The following is a 22,010-nucleotide window of genomic DNA, read 5'->3' as shown; positions in this document are numbered from 1 at the left end:
GCTCTACTGCTGCAGGAACGCGAGGATGTCCGGGTTGATGGTGTCGGGGTGGGTGGACAGCATGCCGTGGGGAAGGCCCTCGTAGCTCTTGAGCGTGCCGTTCTTCAGCAGTTCGACCGTCAGTGGTGCCGAGTCGTCGTACGGGACGACCTGGTCGTCGGTGCCGTGGCAGACGAGGACCGGTACGTCGATCTGCTTGAGGTCCTCGGTGAAGTCGGTCTCGGAGAACGCCTTGATGCATTCGTAGTGGGCGTTGGCCGCGCCCATCATGCCCTGCCGCCACCAGTTGTCGATCAGTCCCTGCGACACCTTCGCACCGGGGCGGTTGAAGCCGTAGAACGGCCCTGAGGGAACGTCGATGTAGAACTGCGCGCGATGGGCGGCGAGTGCGTCGCGGAAGGCGTCGAAGGTCTCGATGGGCAGGCCGCCCGGGTTGGTGCTCGTCCTGACCATGATGGGCGGGACGGCGCCCACCAGGACCGCCTTCGCGACGCGGCCCGGCTGGGCGCGTGCGACGTAGCGTGCGACCTCGCCGCCCCCGGTGGAGTGCCCGACATGGAAAGCTCCCCGCAGGTCGAGCGCGTCCGTGAGGGCGGCCACGTCGGCGGCGTAGGTGTCCATGTCGTGGCCGGTGGCGCTCTGGCTCGAACGTCCGTGGCCACGGCGGTCGTGGGCGATGACCCGGTAGCCGTGCGCCAGGAAGAACACCATCTGGTTGTCCCAGTCGTCGGCGCTCAGGGGCCAGCCGTGGTGGAAGACGATCGGCTGAGCGTCGCGCGGACCCCAGTCCTTGTAGAAGATGGTCGTGCCGTCGTCGGTGGTGACTGTACCCATCGCTGATCCTCCGCTCGCCGTGCGTGCCCCAGCGGCACGAAAGGGGCGGGGACACGCGGGACCGACACGATCACGCCCTGAGGGCGCGGTCCGGACGTACCCGCCTCACGCTACGCGCGGGGGCCGTGGACGGCACTTCCTCCGACGGTCGCTCTCCGCCGTGCACCGGCCCCACCCCAGCTGCCCCGCCCGGAAGGACCCGTGGTGCCCCGCCCGCCTACGCCCCGTACACCGCCCCCGGCTCGCCCGCCTGCATCACCAGCCCGCGCGCCGTCTCCCCCGCCTCCGCGGGGCTCCACCGTGCCCCCTTGTCGGCGGTCGGCCCGGGCCGCCAGCCCTCCATCACGGTGATGCGTCCGCCCTCCGTCTCGAAGACGCGGCCGGTGACCCCCTCGCTCGCGGCCGAGCCGAGCCACACCACCAGCGGGGAGACGTTCTGCGGGGCCATCGCGTCGAAGCCGGCGGCCGGTGCGGCCATGGCGTCGGCGAAGGCGCGTTCCGTCATCCGGGTGCGGGCGGCGGGTGCGAGGGCGTTGACCTGGACGCCGTAGCGGCCGAGTTCCGCCGCCGCGACCAGGGTGAGGGCCACGATCCCGGCCTTCGCGGCGCTGTAGTTGCCCTGCCCCACCGAGCCCAGCAGTCCCGCCCCGCTGGTGGTGTTGACGATCCGGGCGACGGGCCGGCGCCCGGCCCTGGTCTCGGCCCGCCAGTGGGCGGCGGCGTGCTTCAGGGGAAGGAAGTGCCCCTTGAGGTGCACGCGCACGACCGCGTCCCAGTCGTCCTCGTCGAGGTTGACCAGCATCCGGTCGCGCAGAAAACCGGCGTTGTTGACGAGGGTGTCGAGCCGCCCGTACGTCTCCAGCGCGGTGCGTACGAGGGACGCGGCGCCGTCGGTCGTGGCGATGTCGGCGCCGTGAGCCACCGCCTCGCCGCCCGCCGCGCGGATCTCGGCGGCGACGCGGGCGGCGGGGCTGTCGGGGCCCGGTGTGCCGTCGAGGCCCACGCCGAGGTCGTTGACGACCAGCCGGGCGCCCTCGGCTGCGAACGCGAGCGCGTGGGCCCGGCCGAGCCCGCGTCCGGCGCCGGTGACCACGACCACCCGTCCGTCGCAGATCCCGCTCATCTCACCGCTCCTTCGTGACCGTCGACGCGTCGAGGAACGCGGGCCGCTCCCCGCCGCCGTGCACGTGCAGGCTCGCCCCGGTGATGTAGGCGGCGGCGTCCGAGGCGAGGAACACGGCCGCGGCGCCGACGTCGGACGGCTCCGCGAGCCGGCCCAGCGGGACGGTGCGGGCGACGGCGACGAGGCCGTCCGCATCGCCGTAGTGGAGGTGGGACCGCTCGGTGCGGACCATGCCGACGACCAGGGTGTTGACCCGGACGTCCGGCGCCCACTCCGCCGCCATGGAGCGGGCCAGGTTCTCCAGTCCCGCCTTGGCCGCGCCGTAGGCCGCCGAGCCGGGCGAGGGACGGGTACCGCTGACGCTGCCGATCATGACGACCGAGCCCCGGGCCCGCCGCAGATGCTCGTACGCGGCGAGGGTGGCCGTCAGCGGTGCGAGGAGGTTGAGCTCCACCACGCGCCTGTGACGCTCGGCGCCGGCGTCGGCCAGGAGGCGGTGCGGTGTGCCGCCCGCGTTGTTCACGAGGACGTCGACGCGGGGCAGCGCGGCGAAGAAGTCCCGTACGGCGTCGGGGTCGCGCAGGTCGAGGGGCCGGAACTCGGTGCCGGACAGGGCCGCTTCGGGGGGTCTGCGGGCACAGGTCACGACGTGCGCACCGGCGTCGGCGAAGGCACGCGCGATGCCGGCACCGACGCCCCGGGTGCCGCCCGTGACCACCACGACCCTCCCGCCCTGCTCCATTCGCCGCTACCCTCCCTAACAAACGTTTGGTGGAAAGGTAGCTGATGCGCCCATGAGTGTCTCCACCTCGTCCCCGGCGAAGGGGATTTCTCTCGTCACGGTCGATTTCCCGCCCGTCAACGCCCTGCCCGTGGCCGGCTGGTCGGCCCTGGCCGGTGCGGTGTGCGAGGCCGGACGTGATCCCGAGGTCCGGTGCGTGGTGCTGGCGGCGGAGGGGCGGGGCTTCAACGCGGGCGTGGACATCAAGGAGATCCGGGCGGGCGGCCCGGCCGCGCTGATCGGCGCCAACCGCGGCTGCGCGGAGGCGTTCGCGGCGGTGTACGAGTGCGAGGTGCCGGTGGTGGCGGCGGTGCAGGGCCACTGCCTGGGCGGCGGCATCGGCCTGGTGGGCAACGCGGACGCGCTCGTGGCGAGCGAGGACGCCGTCTTCGGCCTGCCGGAGCTGGACCGGGGAGCGCTCGGCGCGGCCACCCATCTGGCCCGGCTGGTCCCCCCGCACCTGATGCGGACCCTGTACTACACCGCGCGCACGGTGAGCGCGGCCGAGCTGCACGCGCACGGAGCGGTGTGGCAGGTCGTGCCGCGCGACGGACTGCGCGCCGCCGCACTGGAGTTGGCCGGGCGGATCGCGGCGAAGGACGGGCGGCTGCTGCGGCTGGCCAAGGCCGCACTCAACGGCATCGATCCCGTCGACGTGCGCCGCTCCTACCGCTTCGAGCAGGGCTTCACCTTCGAGGCCGAACTCAGCGGGACCGGCGGGCGGGTGCGGGACGGCTTCGGGAAGCAGGGCGGCTAGATGGCGGGCGTGGCCGACAAGACCATGACCGCCGACGCGGTCGTCGCCCGGCTGTCCAGCGGCATGACGCTCGGCATCGGCGGCTGGGGTTCGCGCCGCAAGCCGATGGCGCTGGTCAGGGCGCTGCTGCGGTCGGATGTCGGAGACCTGACGGTGGTCTCGTGCGGCGGTCCGGACGTGGGTCTGCTGGCCGCCGCCGGCCGGATCCGCCGGCTGGTCACGGCCTTTGTCACGCTCGACTCGATCCCCCTCGAACCGCACTACCGCGCGGCCCGCGAGCGCGGTGCCCTGGCGCTGACGGAGGTCGACGAGGCGATGCTGCTGTGGGGGCTGCGGGCGGCGGCGCACCGGCTGCCGTTCCTGCCGGTGCGGGCGGGGATCGGCTCGGACGTGATGCGGGTGAACCCGGACCTGCGGACGGTGACCTCGCCGTACGACGACGGGGAGACGTTCGTCGCGATGCCCGCGCTGCGCCTGGACGCGGCCCTGGTGCACATGAACCGTGCGGACCGTGCGGGCAACGGCCAGTATCTGGGCCCGGATCCGTACTTCGACGACCTCTTCTGCGCGGCGGCGGACACCGCGTACGTCTCCTGCGAGCGGATCGTCGAGACGGCCGAGCTGACGGATCAGGCGGCTCCGCAGACGCTGCTGATCCCGCGGCACCGGGTGACGGGGGTGGTGGAGGCGCCGAACGGGGCGCATTTCACGTCGTGTGCGCCGGACTACGGGCGGGACGAGGGGTTCCAGAGGTACTACGCGTCGGCGGGGTGGGAGGAGTTCGCGGGGCGGTTCCTCGGCGGGTGCGAGCGGGAGTACCGGTCAGCCGTGGCCGCGTGGCGCGGAGGGGACCGGCGATGACGGCGGCCACCCGGGCAGCCCTTCCCGCACCCACCCGCGCCGAGCACTGCGTGATCGCCTGCGCCGAGGTCTGGCGCGGAGCCGGGGAGATCCTCGCGAGCCCCATGGGCACGATCCCCGCCCTGGGTGCCCGGCTCGCCCGGCTCACCTTCGCGCCGGAGCTGCTGCTGACCGACGGTGAGGCGATGCTGGTCGACGCCGACGGCACCGTCGAGGGCTGGCTGCCCTACCGGCGCCATCTGGACCTCGTCACCGGCGGCCGGCGGCACGTGATGATGGGCGCGAGCCAGCTCGACCGGTACGGCAACCAGAACATCTCCTGCATCGGCAACTGGGAGCGACCCCGGCGGCAACTGCTGGGGGTGCGCGGGGCTCCGGTCAACACGCTGAACAACCGGACCAGTTACTGGGTGCCGAGACACTCCCGGCGGGTGTTCGTGGAGCGGGTCGACCTGGTGTGCGGAGTCGGACACGACCGGGCCGGCGACGCCCGCTACCACCACCTGGACCGGGTCGTCACCGACCTCGCCGTCCTCGACTTCGCCACCCCCGACCGCTCACTGCGGCTGGCGTCGCTGCATCCGGGGGTGACGGCGGAGGAGGTGCGGGAGGCGACCGGGTTCACGCTCACGGTCCCCGACGCCGTTCCGCACACCCGTGAACCGACGGCGCGGGAGCTGGAGTTGATCCGTACGGTGCTCGATCCGCAGAACGCCCGCGCCCGGGAGGTCCCGGACTGATGGAGACCGCGCTCACCCGGCTGACCGGGGTCCGCCACCCCCTCGTCCAGACCGGCATGGGATGGGTGTCCGGGCCCCGCCTGGTCTCCGCCACGGCGAACGCGGGCGCACTCGGCATCCTGGCCTCCGCGACGATGACGACGGACGGGCTGCGCGAGGCGATCCGGGAGGTCAAGTCCCGGACCGAGGCGCCGTTCGGGGTCAATCTGCGAGCGGACGCGGCGGACGCCGGGGACCGGGTGCGCATCCTCGTCGAGGAGGGCGTCAGGATCGCCTCCTTCGCCCTGGCCCCGGCTCCCGAGCTCATCACGGAGCTGAAGGAGGCCGGGGTCGTGGTCATCCCGACCGTCGGCGCCCGGCGCCATGCCGAGAAGGTCGCGGCCTGGGGCGCGGACGCGGTGATCGTGCAGGGCGCGGAGGGCGGCGGGCACACCGGGCAGGTGGCGACGACGGTGCTGCTGCCGCAGGTGGTGGACGCGGTGCGGATACCGGTCGTGGCGGCGGGCGGCTTCTTCGACGGGCGGGGCCTGGTCGCGGCGCTGGCGTACGGGGCGGCGGGGGTGGCGATGGGGACGCGCTTCCTGCTGACCTCGGACTCGACGGTCCCGGACGCGGTGAAGGCACGCTATCTGGCGGCGACGGTCACGGACGTCACGGTCACCACGGCGGTCGACGGCCTGCCCCACCGCATGCTGCGCACGGACCTGGTCGCCGCCCTGGAGCGCTCCGGCCGGGCACGCGCGCTGACCCGTGCCGTGCGCCACGCGTCCGGCTTCCGCAGGCTCTCGGGCCTCACCTGGCGGCAGCTGATCCGTGACGGCCTCACCACGAAGCACGGCAAGTCCCTCACCTGGCCCCAGGTGCTCCTGTCCGCGAACACCCCGATGCTGCTCAAGTCCGCCATGGTGGACGGCCGCACGGACGCGGGCGTGATGGCGGCGGGCCAGGTCACCGGGGTGATCGAGGACCTGCCGTCCTGCGCGGAGCTGGTGGAGCGGGTGATGACCCAGGCCGAGGGAATCGCCGGCGCGCTGGGGGCGAGAAGCAACCTCTGAGCCGTGTACACCGACGCGTGTACACGGCTCAGAAGTTCACCGCCAGGGCTCAGCGGCAGCTTCGAGCCATCGACCGGACCAGCGTGATGCGCATCCTGACCGCCCGTGAAGGTCGGCAACCGGCGCGACGTCTACCGGACGGTCTGACTCACTCGCCGGTCACCACCCGGCGCCCGCTTCACTCAGACCCGTTCGATGATCGTCACATTCGCCTGGCCGCCGCCCTCGCACATGGTCTGGAGGGCGTAGCGGCCGGCGGTGCGCTCCAGTTCGTGGAGGAGGGTGGTCATCAGCTTGGCGCCGGTCGCGCCCAGCGGGTGGCCGAGGGCGATCGCGCCGCCGTTGACGTTGACCTTGGCCGGGTCCGCGCCGGTCTCCTTCAGCCAGGCCAGGACGACCGGTGCGAAGGCCTCGTTGATCTCGACGAGGTCGATGTCGTCCAGGGACAGTCCCGTCTTCTTCAGGGCGTGGGCGGTCGCGGGGATGGGGGCGGTGAGCATGCGGATCGGGTCCTCGCCGCGCACCGAGAGGTGGTGCACGCGGGCCCGGGGGGTGAGCCCGTGGTCGCGTACCGCCCGCTCGGAGGCCAGCAGCAGGGCCGCCGCGCCGTCGGAGACCTGGGAGGAGCAGGCGGCGGTGACGGTGCCGCCGTCGAGGACCGGTTCCAGCGCGGCCATCTTCTCCAGGGAGGTGTCCCGGCGCGGGCCCTCGTCGGTCGTGACGTCACCGCAGGGCACGGTCTCCCGCTCGAATCGGCCCTCGTCGATCGCCCGCACCGCCCGCCGGTGCGAGCGCAGCGCGAACTCCTCCTGCTCGCGCCGGCCGATCCCCCACTTCGCGGCGATCATCTCGGCCCCGGCGAACTGGTTCACCGGCCGGTCCCCGTAGCGGGCCCGCCAGCCCGCGCTGCCCGCGAACGGCCCCTGCGTGAAGCCCAGCGGCTCGGCGGCCTGCCGGGTGGCGTAGGCGATCGGGATCTGCGACATGTTCTGCACGCCCCCGGCGACCACGAGGTCCTGCGTGCCGGACAGCACCGCCTGCGCGGCGAAGTGCACCGCCTGCTGCGAGGATCCGCACTGCCGGTCCACCGTCACGCCCGGCACCTCCTCGGGCAGTCCGGCCGCCAGCCAGCAGGTCCGCGCGATGTCCCCGGCCTGCGGCCCCACCGCGTCCAGGCAGCCGAACACCACGTCCTCGACGGCCGCCGGATCGACGCCCGCACGGGAGATCAGCTCCTTCAGCACCAGCGCGCCGAGATCGGCCGGGTGGACCCCGCTCAGCCCTCCCCCGCGCCGCCCCACGGGCGTACGGACCGCTTCGACGATGTAGGCCTCGGCCATGGCAACTCCCTCGTGGCGGAAGGGTCATTCGCGTACGGCGATTCCGTCCAGGACCATCGACAGGTACTGCCGCGCGATCTCCTCGGGGCTGTGCTGCCCGCCCGGCCGGTACCAGGACGCGGCGACCCACACCGTGTCGCGCACGAACCGGTAGGTCAGCCGGACGTCGAGATCGTCACGGAAGGCGCCTTCGGTGACCCCGCGTTCCAGCGTGGCGAGCCACGTCTTCTCGAACCTGCGCTGTGACTCGGCGAGGAAGGCGAACCGCTCCTGCGCCGCGAGCTGCCTGGACTCCTTCTGGTAGATCGCGACGGCGGCACGGTGCCGGTCGATCTCCCGGAACGACTCGGTGACGAGGGCTTCCAGGGTCTCCCGCGGCCCGAGCCCGGCGCCGAGCACGGCGTCGTACCCGTCCCAGAGCTCGTCGAGGAAGGTGCGCAGGATCTCCTCCAGCATCGACTCCTTGGAGTCGAAGTGGTAGTAGAGGCTGCCCGCGAGCATGCCCGCGTGGTCGGCGATCCTGCGGACGGTGGTGGCTTTGTAGCCCTGCTCGGCGAACACCTCGGCGGCGGTGGCGAGGAGTTCACCGCGCCGTGCGGGCGCCGCGGTCACCTGGGGCTTCTTCTTGGTCGGCACGGCATCCATTGTGGTGGTCGCCCCGCCCTAGGGGTGCCGGCTGCTGACGGAGACGACCTCGCCGGTCATGTACGAGGAGTAGCCGGACGCCAGGAACACGATCACGTTGGCCACCTCCCACGGCTCGGCGTGCCGCCCGAACGCCTCGCGGGCGGTGAGTTCCTCCAGCAGTCCGGGCGTCGTCACCTTGGCCAGGTGGGGGTGCAGGGCGAGGCTCGGCGCGACCGCGTTGACCCGCACCCCGTACTCGGCCGCCTCCACCGCCGCGCACCGGGTCAGCGCCATCACGCCCGCTTTCGCGGCGGCGTAGTGGGCCTGTCCCGCCTGGGCGCGCCAGCCGACGACGGAGGCGTTGTTGACGATCACGCCGCCGCCGGTCTCCCGCATCCGGCGCAGGGCTGCGCGAGTGCAGCGGAACGTGCCGTTCAGCGTCACGTCCAGCACCTTCGTCCACTGCGCGTCGGTCATGTCGACGAGCGCCGACGTGCCGCCGAGACCGGCGTTGTTGACCACGATGTCGAGCCGCCCGTGCAGCCGGACGGCCGCGTCGAACAGCGCCCCCACCTGTGTCTCGTCGGTGACGTCACAGCCGACGGCCGCCACCGCTCCCGGAAAGCTCCGGCCCAGCTCGCTCTCGTGCTCCTTCAGCCGCCGCGCGTGCGCGTCGCTGATCAGCACCCGCGCGCCCTCCTCCAGGAACCGCCGGGCGGTGGCACCGCCGATACCCGCGCCCGCGGCGGCGGTGACCACGGCGGTGCGGCCCGCCAGCAGCCCGTGGCCGGGGACGTACGCAGGGCTCTCGACGCCTGTCATGGAGGCACGCTAACCTACCAAACAGTTGTTAGGGAAGGCGTCGTCAGGAGCCGGGGGTAGCGATGGATCTCGCCTTCACCGAGGAGGAGGACGCCTTCCGGGCCGAGGCGCGCGCCTGGCTCCGCGCGCATGTGCCGGCCGCACCGCTGCCCTCCCTGGAGACCGAGGAGGGCTTCCGGGAGCATCGCGCGTGGGAGGCCGAACTGGCCGCGGACCGCTGGTCGGTGGTGCACTGGCCGGCCGTGTACGGCGGACGGGACACGGGCCTGGTCCGCTGGCTGCTCTTCGAGGAGGAGTACTACGCGGCGGGCGCCCCGGGCCGGGTCGGCCAGAACGGCATCAGCCTGCTCGCGCCCACGCTCTTCGACCACGGCACGGCGGAGCAGCGGGCGCGCGTGCTGCCGCCGATGGCGCGCGGGGACGTCGTCTGGGCGCAGGCGTGGTCGGAGCCCGGGGCCGGGTCCGACCTCGCCGCCCTGCGCTCCAGAGCCGTGCGCACGGAGGGCGGCTGGCTGCTGCACGGGCACAAGACGTGGTCGTCCCGCGCGGCCTTCGCCGACCGGGCCTTCGGCCTGTTCCGCAGCGATCCGGACACCCCGCGGCCCCACCAGGGCCTGACGTACCTCATGTTCGACCTGCGCGCGCCCGGCGTCACGGTGCGCCCGATCGCGCGCCTCGACGGGAGACCGGCGTTCGCGGAACTCCTCCTGGACGCCGTGTTCGTGCCGGACCGGGACGTGATCGGGGCGCCGGGCGAGGGCTGGCGGATCGCCATGGCCGCCGCGGGCAACGAACGCGGGCTGATGCTCCGCTCCCCCGGCCGCTATCTCGCCGCCGCGCGGGCCCTGCGGGAGCTGTGGCGGTCGCGGGGGAGCCCGTCCTGGGCGGAGCACCGGGTGGCGGACGCCCTGATCGGCGCCCGCGCGTATCAGCTGTTCGCCTACGCGGCGGCCTCCCGCCTCCTGGACGGCGAGCCGCTCGGCCCGGAGGCCAGCGTGAACAAGGTCTTCTGGTCGGAGTACGACCTCGCCCTGCAGGAGACGGCGCTCGATCTGCTGGGCCCGGAGGGCGAGTTGGCGGCGGGGGACTGGGCCGAGCGCTATGTCTTCGCGCTCGCCGGGCCGGTCTACGCGGGCACCAACGAGATCCAGCGCGACATCATCGCCGAGCGGCTGCTCGGCCTGCCGAAGGGACGCCGCTGATGCGCTTCCTGCCGGACGCCGAGCAACGTGCCTTCGCCGCCTCGCTGGACGCCATGCTCACCGCGGCCGGCACCCCGGCGGTGATACGCGACTGGAGCCGGGGTGCGCGGGCGCGCGGCCGGGAGGTGTGGGGCCGTGTCGCGGAGGCGGGTGTCTTCGCGCTGGCCGTTCCGGAGGCGTACGGCGGGCTGGGCCGACGCCCCGCCGAGCTGGCGGTCGCCTTCGTGGAGCTGGGCCGGCACGCGGTGCCGGGCCCGCTGGTGGAGACGGCCATGGCGGCGGTCCTGCTCAGCGAACCGGCGCCCGCCAAGCACCTTCTGCCGGCGTTGCTCTCCGGTGAGGCGATGGCGACGGCGGCGCCGGAGGGGGCGTACGCCCTGGACGGCGACGCGGCGGCGATCCGCCTCACCTGGTCCCCCGAGGGCCTGAGCCTCGCCCCGGGCCACGGCCCCGTGCACGCCTCGCTCGACCCCGCCCGCAGGCTCACCCGGCTCTCCCCCGGCGGCGAACTCCTCACCCCCGACCCGTCCCTGCCCCTCGCCCTGAGCTGGGCCCGCCTCGCCACGGCGGCGCAGGCTCTCGGCGTGGGCCTCGCCCTGCTCGACCGCACGGTCGCGTACGTCGGGCAGCGCACGCAGTTCGGCGTACCCGTCGGCTCCTTCCAGGCGGTCAAGCACCGGCTCGCGGACGCCGCGATCGCCCTGGGGTTCGCCCGCCCGCTGGTCTTCGGAGCGGCCCTGACGCTGGCCCCGGCGGACGTGGCCGCGGCGAAGGCGGCGGCATGCGACGCGGCGTACACCACGGCCCGCACGGCACTCCAGCTGCACGGCGCGCTCGGCTACACGGCGGAGTACGACCTGTCCCTGTGGCTCACCAAGGCGCGCGCCCTGCGCACGGCGTGGGGCACACCGCAGGAGTGCCGGGCGATGGTCGCCGGCATCGGCTAACTCCGCACGATCCCCTGCGCCCGCGCCGCCACCAGCCACTTGGGGAACTCGCCCACCAGTCGGTCGTACAGCTCGGCGTCCGAGACCTTCCGGGGGTCCGAACCGGCGTGGAAGAAGCCGGCGTTGTCGACGACCCGCTTGTCCGGCACGGCCAGCTCGTCCAGCTTGCGCAGATAGTCGAACTGCCGGCTGCCCGGGTCGCCGAACCCGATGAACTGCCAGAACAGCGGCAGCCGCGCCGCCTTGCACAGATACCGCTCCGCGGCGAGCCGGTTGATGGGCCCGCCGTCGGTCTGGAAGACGACCAGCGCCGGCTGCGTGGACCCGCTGTCCAGGTAGTGGTCGATGACGGCGTCCATGGCCAGGTGATAGCTGGTCTTCCCCATGTGCCCGAGCCCGGCCACGATCCGCTCGACGCGCCCTCGGTGGTCGGCCAGCGCGATGTCGGTGACGGCGTCCACATCGGTCGAGAAGAAGACGACCGGCACGGTCCCGTCGTCATCGAGGTGCGCGGACAGCCCCAGCACCCGATCGGCAAGAGCCTGCACACTGCCGTCCTTGTAGTACGGCTTCATCGACCCGGAGTAGTCGACCACGAGATAGACCGCGGCCCGCACCCCGTCCATCCCGTGCTTGGCAAGGGAAACCCCGGCGGTCTTGTAGAGACTGACGAGCGCGGGCGCCGTCTCCTCGACCTTGCTCAGACTGATCGCGGCCATGCCGGCACCCTACGGCAACAACAGCGCCCCGTTAGGGGCGCGGGGCTCTGCTGATATACGGCTCCGCCGCGTGGGCGCGACAAGCCACAGACAACCCGCACATGCGACGGCGCCTGCCAAGGTCCGGTCGGGGACAGCCGGCAGGCGCCGTCAGTGTTCCGCACGCCTTTGTGCGGGACGTATATGAGGATGTGTCAGACAGTCAACGCCCGGTCCGTCGGCCGGATCGGCGCCGGCAGATCACTCGCACCCGTGAGGAACCGGTCGCACCCCCGAGCCGCGGAGCGCCCCTCGGCGATGGCCCACACGATGAGCGACTGACCGCGCCCCGCGTCACCGGCGACGAACACACCCGGCACATTGGTCTGGAAGTCGGCGTCGCGGGCGATGTTACCGCGCTCGTCCAGCTCCAGGCCGAACTGCTCGACCAGCCCGTTCTCCCGGTCCGTACCGGTGAAGCCCATCGCCAGAGTGACGAGCTGCGCCGGGATCTTGCGCTCGGTGCCCGGCTTCTGCGTGAGCTTGCCGTCGACGAACTCGACCTCGGTCAGGTGCAGCCACTGGACGTTGCCGTCCTCGTCGCCCTCGAAGTGGGTGGTGGAGACGGAGTAGACCCGCTCACCGCCCTCCTCGTGGGCGCTGGTGACCTTGTAGAGCATCGGGAAGGTCGGCCACGGCTGGGAGACCGCGTCCCGCTCCTCGTTGGGACGGGGCATGATCTCCAGCTGGGTCACCGACGCCGCGCCCTGGCGGTGGGCGGTGCCCACGCAGTCCGCGCCGGTGTCGCCGCCGCCGATCACCACGACGTGCTTGCCCTCGGCCGAGACGGGCGGGGAGACGTAGTCGCCCTCCTGCACCTTGTTGGCCAGCGGCAGGTACTCCATGGCCTGGTAGATGCCCTTGAGCTCACGGCCCGGCACCGGCAGGTCCCGCGCGGTCGTGGCGCCCACCGCGAGGACCACGGCGTCGTACCGCTTGCGCAGCGCCGTCGCCGGCATGTCGCGGCCGATCTCGATGCCCGTGCGGAACTTGGTGCCCTCCGCCCGCATCTGCTCGATGCGGCGGTTGATGTGCCGCTTCTCCATCTTGAACTCGGGGATGCCGTACCGGAGGAGGCCACCGATGCGGTCCGCGCGCTCGTAGACGGCGACGGTGTGGCCGGCCCGGGTCAGCTGCTGCGCGGCGGCCAGGCCCGCGGGGCCCGAGCCGACGACCGCGACGGTCTTGCCGGACAGGCGCTCGGGGATCTGCGGCTCGACGTCACCGGTCTCCCACGCCTTGTCGATGATCGAGACCTCGACGTTCTTGATGGTGACCGGCGGCTGGTTGATGCCGAGCACGCACGCCGACTCGCACGGAGCCGGGCACAGGCGGCCGGTGAACTCCGGGAAGTTGTTGGTGGCGTGCAGGCGCTCGGACGCCGCCGCCCAGTCCTCGCGGTAGGCGTAGTCGTTCCACTCCGGGATGAGGTTCCCGAGCGGGCAGCCGTTGTGGCAGAACGGGATGCCGCAGTCCATGCACCGGCTGGCCTGCTTGCTGATGATCGGCAGCAGGGAGCCGGGGACGTAGACCTCGTTCCAGTCCTTGACGCGCTCCTCGACCGGACGGGACTTGGCGACCTCGCGGCCGTGGTTCAAAAAGCCCTTCGGGTCAGCCATTGATCGCCGCCTCCATCATCTTCTCGTGGGTCTCGGACTCGGAGAGACCGGCTCGCTCGGCGGCGTCCTTGGCGGCGAGCACTGCCTTGTACGTACTGGGGATGATCTTGCTGAAGCGCTCGACGGCCGTGTCCCACTCGGCCAGGAGCTTCTCGGCGACGGTGGAGCCGGTCTCCTCCTGGTGCCGGCGGACGACGTCGTGCAGCCACTGCTTGTCGGCCTCGTCCAGGGCGTGCACGGCGTCCAGGTTGCCGACGTTGACGTTGTCCCGGTCGAGGTCGATGACGTACGCGATGCCGCCGGACATACCGGCCGCGAAGTTCCGCCCGGTCTCGCCGAGGACGACCGCGTGACCGCCGGTCATGTACTCGCAGCCGTGGTCGCCCACGCCCTCGGAGACGACCAGCGCGCCGGAGTTGCGGACGCAGAAGCGCTCGCCGACCTTGCCGCGCAGGAACATCTCGCCGCCGGTGGCGCCGTACGCGAGGGTGTTGCCCGCGATCACGCTGTACTCGGCGAGGTGATCGGCGCCGCGGTCCGGGCGGACGACGATCCGGCCGCCCGAGAGGCCCTTGCCGACGTAGTCGTTGGCGTCGCCCTCCAGGCGCAGCGTGACACCGCGCGGGATGAAGGCGCCGAACGACTGGCCGGCGGAGCCGGTGAAGGTGATGTCGATGGTGTCGTCGGGCAGGCCCGCACCGCCGAACTTCTTGGTCACCTCGTGGCCGAGCATGGTGCCGACCGTGCGGTTGATGTTGCGGATGGCGACCTGCGCGCGCACCGGCTGGGCCTCTTCGGCGCCCGCGGCGGACAGGGCGTCGGCGGCGAGCTTGATCAGCTCGTTGTCGAGCGCCTTCTCCAGGCCGTGGTCCTGGGCGATCACCTGGTGGCGGACCGCGCCCTCGGGCAGCTCGGGCACGTGGAAGAGCGGGGCGAGCTCCAGGCCCTGCGCCTTCCAGTGGTTCACCGCGCGGGTGACGTCGAGGACCTCGGCGTGGCCGACGGCCTCCTCGATGGAGCGGAAGCCCAGCTCGGCCAACAGCTCGCGGACCTCCTGCGCGATGAACTCGAAGAAGTTCACCACGTACTCGGCCTTGCCGGAGAACCGGTCGCGCAGCGTCGGGTTCTGGGTGGCGATGCCGACCGGGCAGGTGTCCAGGTGGCAGACGCGCATCATGACGCAGCCGGAGACGACGAGCGGCGCGGTCGCGAAACCGAACTCCTCGGCGCCGAGCAGCGCGGCGATGACCACGTCGCGGCCGGTCTTGAGCTGGCCGTCGGTCTGCACCACGATCCGGTCGCGCAGGCCGTTGAGCAGCAGCGTCTGCTGGGTCTCGGCCAGACCGAGCTCCCAGGGACCGCCGGCGTGCTTCAGCGAGGTGAGCGGCGAGGCGCCCGTGCCGCCGTCGTGGCCGGAGATCAGCACGACGTCCGCGTGGGCCTTGGAGACACCCGCGGCGACGGTGCCGACGCCGACCTCGGAGACCAGCTTGACGTGAATGCGCGCCTCGGGGTTGGCGTTCTTCAGGTCGTGGATCAGCTGGGCGAGGTCCTCGATGGAGTAGATGTCGTGGTGCGGCGGCGGCGAGATGAGGCCGACGCCCGGCGTCGAGTGACGCGTCTTGGCGACCCACGGGTAGACCTTGTGGCCGGGCAGCTGGCCGCCCTCGCCGGGCTTGGCGCCCTGGGCCATCTTGATCTGGATGTCGTCGGAGTTGACCAGGTACTCGCTGGTCACACCGAAGCGGCCGGAGGCGACCTGCTTGATCGACGAACGGCGTGCCGGGTCGTACAGGCGCTCCGGGTCCTCGCCGCCCTCACCGGTGTTGGACTTGCCGCCCAGCTGGTTCATGGCGATGGCGAGGGTCTCGTGCGCCTCCTGGGAGATGGAGCCGTACGACATGGCGCCCGTGGAGAACCGCTTGACGATCGCGGAGACCGGCTCGACCTCCTCGATCGGGATGGGTCCGCGGTCGCTCTTGAAGCCGAAGAGGCCGCGCAGCGTCATCAGCCGCTCGGACTGCTCGTTCACGCGCTCGGTGTACTTCTTGAAGATGTCGTAGCGGCCGGTGCGCGTGGAGTGCTGGAGACGGAAGACCGTCTCCGGGTCGAACAGGTGCGGCTCGCCCTCGCGCCGCCACTGGTACTCGCCGCCGATCTCCAGGGCGCGGTGCGCCGGAGCGATGCCGGAGGCCGGGTACGCCTTGGCGTGGCGGGCGGCGACCTCCTTGGCGATGACGTCGATGCCGACGCCGCCGATCTTGGTGGCGGTGCCGTTGAAGTACTTCTCCACGAAGGCCTCGTCGAGACCGACGGCCTCGAAGACCTGGGCGCCGCGGTAGGAGGCGACGGTGGAGATGCCCATCTTGGACATGACCTTCAGGACGCCCTTGCCGAGGGCGTAGATCAGGTTGCGGATGGCCTGCTCGGGCTCGATGCCGGGCAGGAAGGTGCCGGCGCGGACCAGGTCCTCGACGGACTCCATCGCCAGGTACGGGTTGACGGCGGCGGCGCCGTAGCCGATCAGCAGGGCGACGTGGTGGACCTCGCGGACGTCCCCGGCCTCGACCAGCAGGCCCACCTGGGTGCGCTGCTTGGTGCGGATGAGGTGGTGGTGGACGGCCGCGGTGAGCAGCAGCGACGGGATCGGCGCGTGCTCGGCGTCGGAGTGCCGGTCGGAGAGGACGATCAGGCGGGCGCCGTTCTCTATGGCGGCGTCGGCCTCGGCGCAGATCTCCTCGATGCGCGCGGCGAGCGCGTCACCGCCGCCGTGCACCCGGTACAGGCCGGACAGGGTCGCGGCCTTGAAGCCGGGCATGTCGCCGTCGGCGTTGATGTGGATGAGCTTGGCCAGCTCGTCGTTGTCGATCACCGGGAACGGCAGCACGACGGAGCGACAGGAGGCTGCCGTGGGCTCCAGCAGGTTGCCCTCGGGGCCCAGCGAGCTGCGCAGGGAGGTGACCAGCTCCTCACGGATCGCGTCCAGCGGCGGGTTGGTGACCTGCGCGAACAGCTGGGTGAAGTAGTCGAACAGCAGGCGCGGGCGCTCGCTCAGCGCGGCGATGGGCGAGTCGGTGCCCATCGAGCCGATCGGCTCGGCGCCGGCCTTGGCCATCGGCGCGAGGATGACGCGCAGCTCCTCCTCGGTGTACCCGAAGGTCTGCTGGCGGCGGGTGACCGAGGCGTGCGTGTGCACGATGTGCTCACGCTCGGGCAGGTCGCTCAGCTCGATCTCGCCGGCCTCGAGCCACTCCGCGTAGGGGTGCTCGGCGGCGAGCTGGGCCTTGATCTCGTCGTCCTCGATGATCCGGTGCTCGGCGGTGTCCACGAGGAACATGCGGCCGGGCTGGAGGCGGCCCTTGCGGACGACCTTCGCCGGGTCGATGTCGAGGACGCCGACCTCGGAGCCGAGGACGACGAGGCCGTCGTCGGTGACCCAGTAGCGGCCGGGGCGCAGGCCGTTGCGGTCGAGGACCGCGCCGACCTGGGTGCCGTCGGTGAAGGTGACGCAGGCCGGGCCGTCCCAGGGCTCCATCATCGTGGAGTGGTACTGGTAGAAGGCGCGCCGGGCCGGGTCCATGGAGTCGTGGTTCTCCCACGCCTCCGGAATCATCATCAGCACCGAGTGCGGCAGCGAACGCCCGCCGAGGTGCAGCAGTTCGAGCACCTCGTCGAAGGACGCGGAGTCGGAGGCGTCCGGCGTGCAGATCGGGAAGATCCGGTCGATCTTCTCCTGGTCGCCGAACAGGTCGGAGACGAGCTGCGACTCGCGGGCCGCCATCCAGTTGCGGTTGCCCTTGACGGTGTTGATCTCACCGTTGTGCGCGACGAACCGGTAGGGGTGCGCGAGCGGCCACGACGGGAAGGTGTTCGTGGAGAACCGGGAGTGCACCAGCGCGATCGCGGAGCCGAAGCGGCGGTCGGACAGGTCCGGGAAGAACGGCTCGAGCTGGCCGGTGGTCAGCATGCCCTTGTAGACGATCGTCCGCGCGGACAGCGAGGGGAAGTAGACGCCGACCTCGCGCTCGGCGCGCTTGCGCAGCGCGAACGCCTTGCGGTCGAGGTCGATGCCCTGGCTCGCCCCGTCGGTGACGAAGATCTGGCGGAAGACCGGCATGGTGGAGCGGGCGGTGGCGCCGAGCAGTTCGGGCGCGACCGGCACCTCGCGCCAGCCGAGGACGCTCAGGCCCTCCTCGGCGGCGATCGCGTCGATCCGGGCAGCGGCCTCGTCGGTGCCGTCCGTGGGCAGGAAGGCGATACCGACGGCGTAGCCGCCGGCCTCGGGCAGCTCGAATCCGGCCACCTCACGGAAGAAGGCGTCCGGGACCTGGGAGAGGATGCCGGCACCGTCACCGGAGTCCGGCTCGGAGCCGGTGGCACCGCGGTGCTCGAGGTTGCGCAGGACGGTGAGGGCCTGCTCGACCAGGGTGTGGGACGCCTCGCCGGTGAGGGTGGCGACGAAGCCGACGCCGCAGGCGTCGTGCTCGTTGCGGGGGTCGTACATACCCTGCGCAGCAGGGCGAGCATCCATGAAGGACCAGTTCTGGCCATTCGCGGAATGCTGGGACGGCTGGCGCGGCGTACGCATCGGCTCTCCCGTCGTCGTCATGTGGCATGTGCAAGTGCCGAGGGACGACGTTGGCCCTCTGCGTGGATGCGAAATTTCGTGCAGGTTACATGATGGAGCGGTTCTCGGGAACCGGGATAATCCGTTCCAACATGCGGACACCGCATGAGGTCGCGGCGGGGTTCCGCGCCTGGCGGTGGAAGCTATGGGGACCGAGTCGGACAGATCGATGTCCGCCGGCCCGAGGGGCGGAGAGGGCGCCGTCGCCCGCTCCGCTGTCACGCCGCGGGCCTCATTGCCCACAGCGCTTACGGCTCATGCCCGGTGGTCACGCGGTCGAAACCAGCGAGTAACGACTATTTATGCGGACCTCCGCATAGGTGCCGAGCCCGATCATCCTACGGCCGTTCCGAACAGGGAGCCCAGGGCGTACGTCACACCGGCCGCGGCGCCACCGAGGGCGAGCTGCCGGAGCCCGCTGTACCACCAGGTCCGCGCCGTCACCTTGGCCACCACCGCACCGCACAGGAACAGTCCGAGCAGCGCCAGCAGCACGGCCGGCCACAGGCTGCTCGCGCCGAGCAGATACGGCAGTACGGGCAGCAGGGCGCCCAGTGCGAAGGAGCCGAAGCTCGACACGGCGGCGACGGTCGGCGACGGCAGGTCACCGGGGTCGATGCCCAGCTCCTCCCGGGCGTGGTTCTCCAGCGCCTGCTCGGGATCCTTGGACAGCTGCCGGGCGACCTCTCGTGCCAGCCGGGGCTCGACTCCCCGGGCCTCGTACAGCGCGGCGAGCTCGGCCTCCTCGTCCTTGGGGTGTCTGCGCAGCTCGCGCCGCTCGACGTCCAGCTCGGCCTCGACCAGCTCGCGCTGGGAGGCGACGGAGGTGTACTCGCCGGCGGCCATGGAGAAGGCACCGGCGGCGAGGCCCGCGAGTCCGCTGAGCACGACGGTCTGCTGACTGACCGAGCCGCCGGCGACACCGGTCATCAGGGCGAGGTTGGAGACCAGGCCGTCCATCGCGCCGAACACCGCGGGGCGCAGCCAGCCTCCGTTCACATCCCGGTGCGTGTGGTTGTCGCGGTGCGCCTCGTGCAGCGCGGCTTCGGTCTCGATGATGGCCATGCGGTCCCCCAGAGGTGCTGAGACGTGTGCTGTTTGGACAAGTTCTACTTTTCGACAACACCAAATCTACGCCTCCTCATTCCCCGCCGCCAGCAAGGAAAGGCTGGGCTAACCTGCGCTTTTGCGGTTTTCGCTCATCCGTGTAGATGGCCGCACAGATGTCGACCGGGTGACGCTGGGACCGGTGAGGCTGCACCGGACACCGCACCGGGGACAGTTCCGCAAAGGGCTCCGCGCCTTTCGGGGCGCCCCTGAGAGGAGAGCCGCGCCATGGCATCGACCGCCCGCATCCCCTCGGTCCCGGCGCCCGGGGACGCCGTCGGGCTGCGCGACCGGGCGCGCGGCGCGCTGCTCGGCCTGGCCGTCGGCGACGCGCTGGGCGCCCCGGCGGAGAACCTCAAGCCCTCCGAGATCCGGGCGCGCTGGGGCCGCATCACCGGCTACGTCACGGACCATCCGGCGGGCACGGACGACACGGAGTACGCGATCTTCTCGGGCCTGCTGCTCGCGCGGCACGGCAGCGCGCTGACGCCGGCGCTGGTGGAGGCGGCCTGGCACGAGCTGATCGCCGACCGGTCCGAGGGCCGTTTCCGGGGCGCGGGCTTCAGCGAGCGGGGCACGCTGGAAAACCTCCGGCGGGGCCTCGCCGCCCCGGTCTCCGCGCAGCACCGCCACGCGTGGAGCGACGGCCTGGCCATGCGCGCCGCTCCCCACGGGGTCTTCGCGGCGGGCCGCCCCGCCGAAGCGGCCCGGCTCGCGGCGATCGACGGCTCGGTCAGCCACGACGGCGAGGGCATCTACGGCGGCCAGGCGGTCGCGGCGGGCGTCGCGGCGGCGATGGCGGGAGCGCCGGTGGTGGCCGTCGTCGCCTCCGCCCTCGCCGTGGTCCCCGAGGACTCCTGGACCGCCCGCTCCCTGCGCCGCGCGGTCACCGCCGCCCACCTCGGCGAACGCGCGGTGCGCTCCGCCGTGGTCATCGGCGGCTACCCCTGGACCGACCTGGCCCCCGAGGCGGTCGCCCTCGCCTTCGGCGCGTACGCGGCGGCCGACGGCGACTTCGAACAGGCGGTCCTGATGGCCGTCAACATGGGCCGCGACGCCGACACCACGGCAGCGGTGGCCGGCGCGCTGTCCGGCGCGACAGGGGGCGCGGCCGCGATCCCGGCCGCGTGGAGCTCCCCCATCGGCCCGACGAGGGGCAGCTGCCTGCCGGCGATGGCAGGCCACCACGTCCTGGACATCGCGGACCTGCTGACGGCCCCCGACTGCACCCCGCGCGAGCTGCTCCTCCCCGACGCCCCGCCCCCGGACACCTTCGTCCTGGCAGCAGACGACACCACGGAGGCCCCGTCATGAACTCCCCAGGACTGACAGCCACCGACACCGAACACCCCCCACAGACCCCCCTTGCAACCGCCGACGCCGAATCCGCCCCGCAAGGACCCCCCGCACCCGACCACGAACCCCGCACACCCCCCTCCCCACCCGCACCCGCCGACGCCGAAACCGCCCCACAAGAACCACCCCCACCCGACCACGAACCCCGCACACCCCCCTCCCCACCCGCACCCGCCGACGCCGAAACCGCCCCACAAGAACCACCCCCACCCGACCAGGAACCCCGCACACCCCCCTCCCCACCCGCACCCGCCGACGCCGAAACCGCCCCACAGGGGCCACCCGCACCTGTCCACGAAAGCCGCACGGGTGGTGCGGGTGGGAAACAAAAGGCCGATGGCGGAGCCGAGGCCATCACCGGCCTCCTCCTCGGCCTCGCACTCGGCGACGCCGCCGGCTGGCCCGCCGCCCGCCACCGCGCCGCCCGCATGCCCGAGTGGACCCGCCGCCTCACCCGCGAACTCGACACCTTCGCCGAACAGAACGCCACCACCACCCTCCCCGTCCCCATCGCCCTCAATCAGCCCCCGGAGCCCCTCCACCTCGGCCCCTCCGACGACGCCGAGTGGGCCGTCTTCGCCGCCGAGGCCATCCTCCGCGCCGGCGACGACACCGCCCTCGCCGACCTGAGCCGCGAACGCCGTACCCGCGCCGCCATCGACCTCACCTGGAACGCCGTGGCCAGCGAGGTCGCCGCCGCCACCGAACGGGCCCCCGAGATCGAGTCCGCCGTCCTCCCCCTGCGCGCCCGCATCTCCGTCCGCGCCGGCCTCGGCAACCTCGCCACCGGCCTGCGCCCGCCCGCCACCGGCCACGACAACCCGCACTACTTCGACGACGCCGCCTGCGTCCGCGCCTGCGTCCTCGCCGTCGCTCACCCCGGCGACCCGCGACGCGCCGCCGACCTCGCCGAGTTCGACGCCCACTACACCCAGGACGGCGACGGAGTCCACGGCGCCCGCGCCATGGCCGCCGCCCTCTCCCTCGCGCTGGCCGGCAAGGACGTCCACACCTGCGTGAACGCCGCCCTCGCCGAGCTCCCCGAGGAGACGGAGATCGGCCGCAACGCCCGCCACGCCCTCACCCTCGCCGCGGCAGCCGACAGCGCCTTCGCCCTCGTACCGCCGCTCGAGCACCAGATCATCGACCACGTCTACAGCTACGGCATCGCCGCCGCCGAGACCGTCCCCGTCGCCCTCGCCCTGGCCGTCGCCGCCGGCCGGATCGCGGAAGCGGTCCCCGCGGCGGCCTGCCTGTCCCGGGTCGCGGACTCGGCCCCGGCCCTCACCGGAGCACTCACCGGCGCCCTCGGCGGCGGCACGGCGATCCCGGCGTCCTGGAGGGAGAGCTGCCGCACCCTCTCCGGCTGCGTCCTCCCCCGGCTCACCGGAACGGACCTGGTGGAACTCGCCGGTCTCCTGGCAGCCACACACCCGACCCCACCGGAAGGATGA

At 72.5% G+C, this 22,010-nt stretch carries 18 protein-coding genes; 8 read left to right on the top strand and 10 right to left on the bottom strand.

Annotated features, from left to right (window positions below; genetic code table 11):
- Nucleotides 1-3: 3 nt before the first annotated feature.
- The 3 genes from AB0412_RS03175 to AB0412_RS03165 form a co-directional block, all read right to left on the bottom strand.
- Nucleotides 4-834, bottom strand: a complete 831-nt coding sequence (locus tag AB0412_RS03175; RefSeq protein ID WP_366400699.1) for an alpha/beta hydrolase — start codon at nt 832-834, stop codon at nt 4-6.
- Nucleotides 835-1,051: 217 nt separating this feature from the next.
- On the bottom strand, nt 1,052-1,957 hold the full coding sequence (locus AB0412_RS03170; protein WP_366400698.1) for an SDR family oxidoreductase: 906 nt from the start codon (nt 1,955-1,957) through the stop codon (nt 1,052-1,054).
- Between the two features lies 1 nt (nt 1,958).
- The gene (locus tag AB0412_RS03165; RefSeq protein ID WP_366400697.1) at nt 1,959-2,699 is read right to left on the bottom strand and encodes an SDR family oxidoreductase; all 741 of its coding nucleotides are present in this window, start codon (nt 2,697-2,699) and stop codon (nt 1,959-1,961) included.
- Between the two features lie 52 nt (nt 2,700-2,751).
- Here AB0412_RS03165 and AB0412_RS03160 point away from each other — a divergent pair, with 52 nt between their 5' ends.
- Genes AB0412_RS03160 through AB0412_RS03145 form a run of 4 tightly spaced genes read left to right on the top strand, consistent with a single transcriptional unit; the run spans nt 2,752 to nt 6,151 of the window.
- Entirely contained in the window at nt 2,752-3,495 is a 744-nt protein-coding gene (locus AB0412_RS03160) for an enoyl-CoA hydratase family protein (protein WP_366400696.1), read from the top strand.
- A gap of 9 nt (nt 3,496-3,504) precedes the next feature.
- On the top strand, nt 3,505-4,356 hold the full coding sequence (locus AB0412_RS03155) for a CoA-transferase (RefSeq protein WP_366400695.1): 852 nt from the start codon (nt 3,505-3,507) through the stop codon (nt 4,354-4,356).
- Nucleotides 4,353-5,096: a CoA-transferase gene (locus tag AB0412_RS03150; RefSeq protein ID WP_366400694.1), complete on the top strand. Its 744-nt coding sequence runs from the start codon at nt 4,353-4,355 to the stop codon at nt 5,094-5,096. The genes AB0412_RS03155 and AB0412_RS03150 overlap by 4 nt, the downstream gene beginning before the upstream one ends.
- Entirely contained in the window at nt 5,096-6,151 is a 1,056-nt protein-coding gene (locus tag AB0412_RS03145) for a nitronate monooxygenase (RefSeq protein WP_366400693.1), read from the top strand. The genes AB0412_RS03150 and AB0412_RS03145 overlap by 1 nt, the downstream gene beginning before the upstream one ends.
- Nucleotides 6,152-6,333: 182 nt before the next feature.
- Here AB0412_RS03145 and AB0412_RS03140 read toward each other — a convergent pair whose 3' ends face one another.
- The 3 genes from AB0412_RS03140 to AB0412_RS03130 are packed head-to-tail and all read right to left on the bottom strand — an operon-like array spanning nt 6,334 to nt 8,940.
- A complete protein-coding gene (locus AB0412_RS03140) occupies nt 6,334-7,491 on the bottom strand; it encodes an acetyl-CoA C-acetyltransferase (protein WP_366400692.1) in 1,158 nt (385 codons plus the stop codon).
- A gap of 24 nt (nt 7,492-7,515) precedes the next feature.
- Nucleotides 7,516-8,127: a TetR/AcrR family transcriptional regulator gene (locus AB0412_RS03135; RefSeq protein ID WP_366400691.1), complete on the bottom strand. Its 612-nt coding sequence runs from the start codon at nt 8,125-8,127 to the stop codon at nt 7,516-7,518.
- Nucleotides 8,128-8,154: 27 nt separating this feature from the next.
- Nucleotides 8,155-8,940, bottom strand: coding sequence for an SDR family oxidoreductase (locus AB0412_RS03130; RefSeq protein ID WP_366400690.1), 786 nt, complete (start codon nt 8,938-8,940; stop codon nt 8,155-8,157).
- A 62-nt stretch (nt 8,941-9,002) separates the two neighbouring features.
- On the opposite strand from AB0412_RS03130, the gene AB0412_RS03125 reads away from it, so the two are divergent.
- Complete coding sequence (locus AB0412_RS03125) at nt 9,003-10,142, top strand: acyl-CoA dehydrogenase family protein (RefSeq protein WP_366400689.1); 1,140 nt, start codon at nt 9,003-9,005, stop codon at nt 10,140-10,142.
- On the top strand, nt 10,142-11,089 hold the full coding sequence (locus tag AB0412_RS03120; protein WP_366400688.1) for an acyl-CoA dehydrogenase family protein: 948 nt from the start codon (nt 10,142-10,144) through the stop codon (nt 11,087-11,089). The genes AB0412_RS03125 and AB0412_RS03120 overlap by 1 nt, the downstream gene beginning before the upstream one ends.
- Here AB0412_RS03120 and AB0412_RS03115 read toward each other — a convergent pair.
- From AB0412_RS03115 to AB0412_RS03100, 4 genes are all read right to left on the bottom strand, one after another.
- The gene (locus AB0412_RS03115) at nt 11,086-11,808 is read right to left on the bottom strand and encodes a VWA domain-containing protein (protein ID WP_366400687.1); all 723 of its coding nucleotides are present in this window, start codon (nt 11,806-11,808) and stop codon (nt 11,086-11,088) included. The two genes, AB0412_RS03120 and AB0412_RS03115, sit on opposite strands and share 4 nt — an antisense overlap.
- 194 nt (nt 11,809-12,002) lie before the next feature.
- Complete coding sequence (locus tag AB0412_RS03110) at nt 12,003-13,466, bottom strand: glutamate synthase subunit beta (RefSeq protein WP_366400686.1); 1,464 nt, start codon at nt 13,464-13,466, stop codon at nt 12,003-12,005.
- The gene (gene gltB, locus AB0412_RS03105; protein WP_366400815.1) at nt 13,459-18,054 is read right to left on the bottom strand and encodes a glutamate synthase large subunit; all 4,596 of its coding nucleotides are present in this window, start codon (nt 18,052-18,054) and stop codon (nt 13,459-13,461) included. The genes AB0412_RS03110 and gltB overlap by 8 nt, the downstream gene beginning before the upstream one ends.
- Nucleotides 18,055-18,426: 372 nt before the next feature.
- Nucleotides 18,427-19,158 carry a VIT1/CCC1 transporter family protein gene (locus tag AB0412_RS03100; RefSeq protein WP_366400685.1) on the bottom strand — a complete coding sequence of 244 codons (732 nt, stop codon included), beginning with the start codon at nt 19,156-19,158 and terminating at the stop codon, nt 18,427-18,429.
- 270 nt (nt 19,159-19,428) lie between these two features.
- Between AB0412_RS03100 and AB0412_RS03095 the strand changes: the two genes are divergently transcribed.
- Together AB0412_RS03095 and AB0412_RS03090 are read left to right on the top strand one after the other, a co-directional pair.
- Nucleotides 19,429-20,514 (top strand): ADP-ribosylglycohydrolase family protein, encoded by a 1,086-nt coding sequence (locus AB0412_RS03095; RefSeq protein ID WP_366400684.1) that lies wholly within the window; start codon nt 19,429-19,431, stop codon nt 20,512-20,514.
- A gap of 395 nt (nt 20,515-20,909) precedes the next feature.
- Nucleotides 20,910-22,010: an ADP-ribosylglycohydrolase family protein gene (locus tag AB0412_RS03090; RefSeq protein WP_366400814.1), complete on the top strand. Its 1,101-nt coding sequence runs from the start codon at nt 20,910-20,912 to the stop codon at nt 22,008-22,010.

It is taken from the genome of Streptomyces sp. NPDC052012, from assembly GCF_040689265.1.
In the GTDB taxonomy this organism is placed as follows: Bacteria; Actinomycetota; Actinomycetes; order Streptomycetales; family Streptomycetaceae; genus Streptomyces.
This window is presented reverse-complemented; position numbering and strand designations above follow the sequence as displayed.